Here is an 8,546-nt window from a genome sequence, read left to right as displayed (position 1 = left end):
ACCGAAGAAATAGGCAGGGTATGAAAAACTGCTGCGGAACGCAGCTTAGTTCAGTTGAGAATATCAATCGACATTAACAGCGATGATGACTTATATCCAGGACAAGCGCAGTGTGCGCAACACGTGATCCTGCAGCACCCTGGAAATTTCGAGCTCTTTTGCCGTCTGGTGCCAAGTTGAGAACGCATCGACTGTCCGTTCCAGGACGTACTTTTCGCGATTGCGCGGCAGGCGGGCATATTTGGCAAGATGCTTCAGATCCCGTATGGTGAAGCCACTTGTCTTGCCGTTTATGCTTAACTGGTGGAATCTTGTGAAATCACTGCCTTCGGCGTGACAGAGATCATAGGCCGGTGCAAGGTCCCAATGACCCTGACGATCCATCCTGAAGCCAAAATTCTTCACATGGTCGTCCTGATTGCAACCGACCACATTGAAGATAACACGACGGAATTGCTCTTCAATAGCATTCTGTGACATGTTCAACTGGCGCATTGTCATGAACAGTTGCTCATAAGAATAGACGCCACTTTCATAGTAATCAAAATGTGCGACTGCCGCAAAAGTCTGGACATAGTCTTTACCGCCGCGCTCATTGCGGTCAAAGCGTCTTGTCATAAAGTGGTTGCGGCCATTCTCGCTGAATATACGACTGTCCATCATGTCGATACCGCAAGCCTTTGCCATCAGATGATAACTATACTCCAGCAGACCGTAGCCGGACGGGTCCGCCACGCCCCAATCTCCACTGAAGGCAACGCCGTCAAATTTAATCAACCAATGCTCAGAATCGGGCGGCAGATCTACCTGCCCCGACCGGACTTCTTTAGTCTCCGGATTGTAAGCAATGACAGCCTTGGCGCGGGCACCACCCGCCGATGTCCCCACACTCAGAATGTCGAGTAACGCGCTCTGTTCATTTCCGGGTGAGAGTTTGGTTTTGAGTGCCTCCCTGTCGGCAAAGGCAATTGAGGCAAGTTCGACCAGTTGGTCGATCTCGAGTCGTTTGTCCGTTGATATATCACTTCCGGTAGAAGGTTCATATTCCAGTGCTCCCATACCGCGCGTTCCGGTGTAACAGAGGCGATCTACAGCATTGAATTGTGTTGGTTGCCTTCCGGTTTGGGCAAGCCAGACATCAATGAGCCGATTGCCGTACTTGTCCGGCAGACTGTCCGCAATCATTCCGGGCAAACCATGAAATGATCTGGAGTGCAGGTCTTGAAACTGATAAATACGACCTTTGCGAAGCGGCATCCACAGCGGGGCTGGCTCTATGCCGAAATTGACAAATGCCGGGTCATATTCAAACCGTGCATGCCGTTCCGTGTGATCCATTGAGACGTATCCGATTGTGGTGCCCCAAAGTTTGACAGTCGCTGTGCTCATCCAGTTTCATCTCCCCACATGATGCCGGAAGGGGAAGAGGGATTCTTACGCTTCCGGGATTTTCCGGCGAGGGCTTCAGCCATGGGAGAATTGAATGTCTCTGGCAGCAGCGCATCAACATTTGACGACATGTCCAATGCCTTGAAAAGTTTCAGCCATGTCTCAAGCTGGCTGACCTGTCCACCTTCGATCCGGCGGATGGTGGCAACGCCGATTCCAGCCTCTTGCGCTAATTCGGTTTGCGTGTAACCTTGCGCCTTGCGGATTCTCGCGAGACGTTTGCCAAATTCCTTGAGAATGTCAGTTTCCGGCGTAAATTTATTGATTTTCATAATATCATTAGTGATAGTAATATACTAAACATGCTAATAATACATCAGATGTGATATTTATTCGACCATTAGCAAGGAATCGAGCATGGAATTTCGAAAAATAGACAAGTTGCAAAACGAAAATCAAGGTCATTCCGAACTCCGAAACAAATTGATTGTCGCTCAATAGTGCCTGGAATTACGCATCGCCTCGCACTGTATAATGCCTGGTTATTCATGCTCGTTCTGATACCGCAAGCAGTTCAACTACTTCGTACTTTCCCCTTGAAGTCACAGTTTGCCTATGCGAAGCGGTAGATTATCTGGCAGCCCTTAACGTAGCAGCATGAAAATCGCTCATTTGATGATCGGTAACGGCTGGGGCGGTGTGCAATCTTTCTTTCGAGACTGCTGTATCGAAATGTCCAAGCGTGGCCATTCCATACTCGCAGTAGTGCGAATCGATGGATGGCTGTTCAAGGTCATGTCAGATCACGCCGGCAACCTCAAACTCGCTACTGTCAGCAATCGATTCGGTAATTATGACTGGTCGACTATCAGACAGTTTCGGCGTATCCTGAATCAGTTCGATCCGGATATTGTGGTCTCACACGGACAACGCTCTACACTTTTCGCCAATAAGGTGAAATCAGCAGACAATAGCCACTGGCCTCAGGTATCGCTGGTGCAGGCGAGCCTCAAACAGAAGTACTATAAGGGAGTGGATATGCTGATCCCGCACACAAGATCCCAGGCAAACATTGAATACCATGTCGATCTGATCAATCCGAATTTTTCCGAAGTGATTCCTTTATTCGCTTCAATTGATCCTGTTGAACATCCTGAGAAAAAATCTCCGATTTGGAAGTTATTCTCCGCCGGGAGACTGCATGCAGACAAAGGGTACAACTATCTTCTTGACGCCGTGCGTGATCTAGTTGCCAGTGGTTACGAGCTTCAGTTGACGATTGCAGGGGACGGACCTGAAATGACAAGCCTGACTCGGCAGCGAAATACGTTGGGACTGGAAAACACTGTTCAATTCATTGGAGCATCGGATGACGTGATGCCATTAATGAAGTCATCAGATTTATTCATCTTGTCCTCGATTAGCGAGACGTTCGGGGTCGTTCTTCTCGAAGCGATGGCTTCGGGTCTACCTATCGTCGCAACAAAAACAAACGGACCCTTGGAAATCCTTGATGATTCCAGTGCTGTTCTAGTCGATTCCAAGTCGGGAAAGGCACTCAGCCAGGGAATACAGGTGGCGATGCAAGATACCGAAGCGACATTTCAGCGCGCTTGTGTCGCCTTGGATATCTATAAGGAATGCTACACCGCTGACGTGGTCGTTCCGAAACTCATCGGAGTGTTCCAAAACTGCATTGATCAGCACAAATCAGATGGCTCTTGACTCATGAATCGGATAGTTGGTGTTTTCCTGGTCAGGAATGAAGAGTATTTCATTGCCTGGTCACTGATGAATGCGGTGAATTTCTGTGATGAGATCATTGTGCTGGATAATCTCTCCACCGACCGAACTCGAGAAGTCGTTGACAATATCGCCAGCATCCACGATCACATCAATGTGATCGAGGTCAGGAACGCCAACAACACCCAAAAATATCTGGAAAAGTATTTTGGCACTTCGACCTGGGTACTCGGAATCGACGGTGATGAGATCCACGATCCGATCGGACTGCAACGAATGCGTACCCGAATCCAGTTGGGTGAGTTTGATCATCTTTGGAGCGTGGCGAGCAGATATCTGCATGTCACCGAATTTGATTTCAATGGTTGCGTGGTACGTGGCTATCCATCACCGCCTGCCAAGGCAGGTCTGAAACTGTACAACTTCAATGCAATTGAAAACTGGCAGTCAAAGTGGCGGAAACGAGAAAGACTGCATGGCAAGGGACTGGAATTTCGGGATGGGTACTCCAAGCAGCAAACCTACAGTTTTTCCAAAGAGACAGTCTGGGATGCTGCGGATTTCAGATGCCTTCATCTATGCTTTTTCCGGCGATCATCGCAGGATAAAACCAACAGTTCTTCCAAAGTGCTGTCAACAAGAAAGAATCCAGCTGAATCCAGAATTCTGCGACGGATTACGCGAACAATCGAACAGTTGAATCCTAACAGCTCAGACTATAGAAAGAAAAGATACGCGCGGGGTGAAGTTCAATCTTTTGACTTGAGTAATTTTGGTAAGCCCGATGACTTTGCGTCGGTAGATTCCAATTGTGATGAGGTTATGGCTTATCTTCGAAATTTCCGAGTAGTAATCTGAACAACATCGAAAATGCCCCGTCATTCTCTTCGATTGATTCTGCTAGGACCGTTGCTCGAGTTTGACATTCAACCTGTTCTGGGAATTCTACGAATGACTCATCGCTTTATCTGACAGGCTTGGTTTCTGGAACTGCCAGTACTGGTCAATAGAGGAATGCAGTTGTCAGTTCAATGCCTTCAATATCCAACATCCTCCTGCTAGCATGATCGTAATGTTGGCTGATTGTCTTAGTTTCTGATTTGTTTGCCGAGTTGTCTGTGAAACTTTCACGAGTGACTGAAACCATTCGCACGGCGAAAATATGACACTCGTTTCGGGATACTGAACTCAAGTAAATAGTGGAATTTTTGCTTCCAGGTACGTTTCATTCTGATGGGGGAATAGACGTAAGAACCATGATTGACAAACCTTACGCCATGAAACACAACTTGCGTATTGAGCGTAAATGTCTGCAAACCGTTTTTCCATCCAGCACGTATCAACTGATCGACCGCAACTGGCATGCGAGGAAACTTTTTCACTAAATGCTGCATGGCAGTGCGGGTGATGATATATCCACTGGTACCCAGATTGCCGTACCTTACCAAACCAACCGAATGAATTTGATCGATAGTAGCCAGAGATATGAACTGCCTGTCAGGACGCCGATTATCCAAAAAGATAATGTCGAAGTCCGGAATCGCTTCCAATCCGGACTCTACAGCGTTCAACACCTGTCCAAGATTAGAGTCAAGCGTCACGTCATCCTCAAAAACTGCTATCAGATCCAACCCTTCATAAATCGCGTTCAGCCAGACTAGCCTGTGACTGATAAAGCATCCCAGCATACCCGGTACGTTCGGATGCTTCCAGTTGATTAAGCCGGATTGCCGGTCACCGTACTTGAAGTAATCTTCATTTGGCAACTTGTGCCCGTCTATACCGGTAAAGAAATCAAACTCGATTCCGAGATTCTCAAACCGTTCGCTAATACGTTTCCGTCGTTCGTCGGCGCGCTCAAGATTTATCACTACACACTTCATTCATTCGAATTCTCACCGTTCATTTAAGGTAAATTTGGCTGACATCAATTATTTTCGTAGTTCGTTTATGTTGAGGTGTCGAACTTCACATAGTTGATCACTTGAGCCAGGCAATTTCTTTGCCTTGGACTCTGACACGGATGAGTCATTGTGATTACACTGCTTCAGGAATGCTGAGTTCGCATCAGGTAACTTATGGTTCACATCTCATTTGTCAAGAACTCTTTTGTTCCTACAAACACCTACACCTGGCCTCGATATTCGTCCACAACCTCACGAAACATCGTTTCGTACAGCGGAATCAGATGGTTCACATCAAAGTCCATTCCCCTTCTTTTCATTTCTAGCCGATTCGGCGACTCCATCAAGCTCGCGACGATCGCATCCGCCATCGCCGACTCGTCACCAACTGGAACCAGCCGACCCCATTGACCATCAACTAAAAATTCACTCGGCCCGCTCGGGCAGTCGGTGCTCACTATAGGACAACCGCAAAGCAAAGCCTCGCCAAGTACCATGGGCATTCCTTCATAGTCGGATGACAGAACAAATAAGTCCGCTCTCGCCATGAATGAATAAGGATTGTCCACATGTCCAGGCATGGACAGCGCGTGATCAACATTCAGTTTACGTGCCAGATTCTCCAGATTTTCCCTCTCTGTGCCCTCACCGAGAATTACCAACTTTGCCTCGATACTCTTCAGAGCAAGTGAGAATGCTCTGATCAGCAACGCAAAATTCTTGACCGAACCCAGTCTCCCTGCCGACAAAATTAACTTACTGGAATCATCCTTCGTTTCATTTGTACACGCTGCGGACCATCTATGTGAATTCGGATTTGTTGAGAGCGATAGTATACGTTCCGCATTGAATGCGTTGTAAATTGCCGTGACTCTTATGCATTTAGATTTTGGCAGTTTGTTCGAACCGGTATATTTGGTCACCGACTCGGCAACTCCTTTGGAACAAGTGTGTATTCTGTCTGCATATCCAATAAGCTTCTCAAAATACTTCCTGTCCCTATTCGAATACTTGTCAATATTGTCACTGTGAAGTGACCATATGACCGGTAGCCTTACCAGCGACAGACGTCTGGCAAGGATACTGATGTAACACGAACGTGGTAAACTCGCATAGATGAGATCAGGTTGCTCCGCTGTCAAATAATCCCTCAAAGCTAGCACGGGTTTAATATGCCGCCTTCTGGGAGCGAGTCGAACAGAATCATCCAAACTAAGCAATCCCAGGTAACTGGAAAGTGCTTTAGCCGTTTCCCTAAACCCCAATGGTGGTTTTATCCATTTGATTTCGTCTGCAGACAAGGAACACGGTACTGATTCGAACCTTTTTTGATACTTTGGGTCGAGCACGAATAAGTTCACAGCCTTCGGAATCTGTTGGAGCCTTACCCCCTGAAACTCAATCAAGACAAGATCAACCCGATGACCTCTGGACAACAATCCCTCAATAAGTGTAAGCAGGGCGACTTCAGCACCGCCGCGTTCTAGACTGCGAATCATCACCGATACATGCAGTGTATTCGTGTCCAACGATTCAGGATGACGAGACATCTTGCGACAACGAAATTTCTCTACGAGGAACAGTCATTATGGCAAAACACCATACACAAGTCCTCCGAATCCATTATCGAGGAGCACACGCAACTTGAGCGTTGAGCTAGATACTCCAAGACAGTACTAGCGATTCGGCTTCCCAATGTGATCATTCTTTTCTAGGTCGCAACGCTACGGGTTTGATTTGAATTCATCGACCACTGCATGAAAAAGCTCCTCATAGTCTTGAATAATGGAATTTATATCAAATTTTTTTCCTCGGACCTGTAGTGCACCACGATCAGTTTCCGTATTCAGGGATTCCAAGATCGCTGTCACAAGCGCGTCCTGATCATTAACCGGTGTAAGGCGCCCCCATATTCCGCCTTCCAGAATTTCGCTTGGACCGCTCGGACAATCCGTACTCACCACCGGACAACCACATATCACTGCTTCGGCTATCCCTCTATGAAACCCTTCAGTATTGGAAGTTGAAACAAAGAGATTCGCTCTTGCCATGAACGCGTAAGGATTGTCTACCCACCCCGGCATGGATACAGCATGCCTGATGTTCAATTCTTGCACCAAGTTCTCCAATTTTCCCCTGCGTTCCCCTTGGCCAAGAATAATCAGTCTGGTATCCGATTCCTTTAAAACGATTGAAAATGCGTTGATCAACAACTCAAAGTTTTTCTGATAATGCAGTCTTCCTACCGCCAAGATCGTTTTTACGTCATCACTAAACTGTCCCCCCCCCGTAAACCAGTCATGCTGAACCGGCAGTCCAGAAAGCGACAATATTCTTTCCACGTTAAAGCCGTTGTAGATTGTGGTAATACCTTTCTGCCCAGCCTGTAAATTGTTGGCCTCCATGTATTTTTCTACGGAATCGGTCAACCCTTGGGAAATTGAATGTATTTTCTGAACGTAACTTATGAGTGAATTGAAGTAAATTCGATTCTTTCTGTCCAGGGAATGAAGGCAATCAATACGAATTGAACAGACCACAGGGACGTCTGTGAACGAAAGCTTTCGACCAAGAACACTGATATTGCATGAGGGAAATGAATTTGCAACAATTAGGTTGGGCGTTTGAGACTTTAGGTATTCGCTCATAGAATGAACCCGATAAAAATGCCTGCGACGCGGTGGTAAAAATTTCTTCTTTATTTTCAATGAACGAAAATAACTGAGCAGGCCATTGATCGTTTCCTTAAAGCCAGTTGGTAGTCGTATCCAGTGAATTTCATCTATCGGAATGGAACATCGCTCGTTCTGATGACCTTGCTGAAATTCTTGGCCTAGAACAAAAAGATTAACACCATCTGGAATTTGTGACAATCGTTTGCCACGGAATTTAAACAAAACCAGATCAATCTTGTGGTTCTTATGTAACAATGAATCAATAACCGTTAGGACTGACAGTTCAGCACCTCCCCCATCCATACTGTCAATTACGAACGCAACATGCAATTTTCTATCTTGTTCCGAATGATTCTCAGAATTGTTCCGGTTTCCGCTCATTTTTCTGCCAGTTTGCTTCATCTTTACCTCGTAACTACTATATCTCTACACCTATTGGACAGGTGGGGTTCAGGAGATTAGACATTATCGAGATTACCTTTGGGGTCACCTCAACGAGTAAGTGTCACGGCTACAGCTGGGAAGATAAGGCGAATCAACAGATATCAATGGACTGTAGACACGGCGCACAATTAATGAAATGGACACCCCTTCGACAAGAAATACGGCATCATAAGTGCCAAGCTGGAAATTCCAGCGAAAGTTACCAAAAGGAGTATCCAAATCATGAAATCAAAAGTCAATATAACCGATATTCACCGAGTTGGCGTGGATTTAGCAAAGAACGTCATCCAGGTCTATGCCGTTGACCAAAACGAAATCAAGTTAATGAATCGCCGGGGGTGTGCGTCTAAATATTTCAATTTCTTTAAAATGAGGCATAGGCTAAGGCAGG

The 8,546-nt window shown here is 46.3% G+C and carries 7 protein-coding genes; 2 read left to right on the top strand and 5 right to left on the bottom strand.

What is annotated here, in order from left to right:
• Positions 1 to 90: 90 nt before the first annotated feature.
• On the bottom strand, positions 91 to 1,389 hold the full coding sequence (locus OXI60_05305; protein ID MDE0309232.1) for a type II toxin-antitoxin system HipA family toxin: 1,299 nt from the start codon (positions 1,387 to 1,389) through the stop codon (positions 91 to 93).
• The gene (locus OXI60_05300) at positions 1,386 to 1,721 is read right to left on the bottom strand and encodes a helix-turn-helix transcriptional regulator (protein ID MDE0309231.1); all 336 of its coding nucleotides are present in this window, start codon (positions 1,719 to 1,721) and stop codon (positions 1,386 to 1,388) included. The genes OXI60_05305 and OXI60_05300 overlap by 4 nt, the downstream gene beginning before the upstream one ends.
• Positions 1,722 to 2,046: 325 nt before the next feature.
• Between OXI60_05300 and OXI60_05295 the strand changes: the two genes are divergently transcribed.
• Positions 2,047 to 3,114, top strand: a complete 1,068-nt coding sequence (locus OXI60_05295; GenBank protein MDE0309230.1) for a glycosyltransferase — start codon at positions 2,047 to 2,049, stop codon at positions 3,112 to 3,114.
• Positions 3,115 to 3,117: 3 nt separating this feature from the next.
• Complete coding sequence (locus OXI60_05290; protein ID MDE0309229.1) at positions 3,118 to 3,990, top strand: glycosyltransferase family 2 protein; 873 nt, start codon at positions 3,118 to 3,120, stop codon at positions 3,988 to 3,990.
• A gap of 269 nt (positions 3,991 to 4,259) precedes the next feature.
• Here OXI60_05290 and OXI60_05285 read toward each other — a convergent pair whose 3' ends face one another.
• The 3 genes from OXI60_05285 to OXI60_05275 all read right to left on the bottom strand — a co-directional run bounded on the left by OXI60_05285 (position 4,260) and on the right by OXI60_05275 (position 8,113).
• Positions 4,260 to 5,015, bottom strand: coding sequence for a glycosyltransferase family 25 protein (locus OXI60_05285; GenBank protein ID MDE0309228.1), 756 nt, complete (start codon positions 5,013 to 5,015; stop codon positions 4,260 to 4,262).
• Between the two features lie 242 nt (positions 5,016 to 5,257).
• The gene (locus OXI60_05280; protein ID MDE0309227.1) at positions 5,258 to 6,535 is read right to left on the bottom strand and encodes a glycosyltransferase; all 1,278 of its coding nucleotides are present in this window, start codon (positions 6,533 to 6,535) and stop codon (positions 5,258 to 5,260) included.
• Positions 6,536 to 6,760: 225 nt separating this feature from the next.
• On the bottom strand, positions 6,761 to 8,113 hold the full coding sequence (locus OXI60_05275) for a glycosyltransferase (GenBank protein ID MDE0309226.1): 1,353 nt from the start codon (positions 8,111 to 8,113) through the stop codon (positions 6,761 to 6,763).
• Between the last annotated feature and the right edge of the window lie 433 nt (positions 8,114 to 8,546).

This window comes from Acidiferrobacterales bacterium (genome assembly GCA_028820695.1).
Lineage (GTDB): Bacteria > Pseudomonadota > Gammaproteobacteria > Arenicellales > JAJDZL01 > JAJDZL01.
This window is presented reverse-complemented; position numbering and strand designations above follow the sequence as displayed.

What these genes read in the sequence shown, in the direction of transcription:
- OXI60_05305 (MDE0309232.1), bottom strand. Translation starts at nt 1,389, where the DNA reads ATGAGCACAGCGACTGTCAAACTTTGGGGCACCACAATCGGATACGTC.
- OXI60_05300 (MDE0309231.1), bottom strand. Translation starts at nt 1,721, where the DNA reads ATGAAAATCAATAAATTTACGCCGGAAACTGACATTCTCAAGGAATTT.
- OXI60_05295 (MDE0309230.1), top strand. Translation starts at nt 2,047, where the DNA reads ATGAAAATCGCTCATTTGATGATCGGTAACGGCTGGGGCGGTGTGCAA.
- OXI60_05290 (MDE0309229.1), top strand. Translation starts at nt 3,118, where the DNA reads ATGAATCGGATAGTTGGTGTTTTCCTGGTCAGGAATGAAGAGTATTTC.
- OXI60_05285 (MDE0309228.1), bottom strand. Translation starts at nt 5,015, where the DNA reads ATGAAGTGTGTAGTGATAAATCTTGAGCGCGCCGACGAACGACGGAAA.
- OXI60_05280 (MDE0309227.1), bottom strand. Translation starts at nt 6,535, where the DNA reads ATGATTCGCAGTCTAGAACGCGGCGGTGCTGAAGTCGCCCTGCTTACA.
- OXI60_05275 (MDE0309226.1), bottom strand. Translation starts at nt 8,113, where the DNA reads ATGAAGCAAACTGGCAGAAAAATGAGCGGAAACCGGAACAATTCTGAG.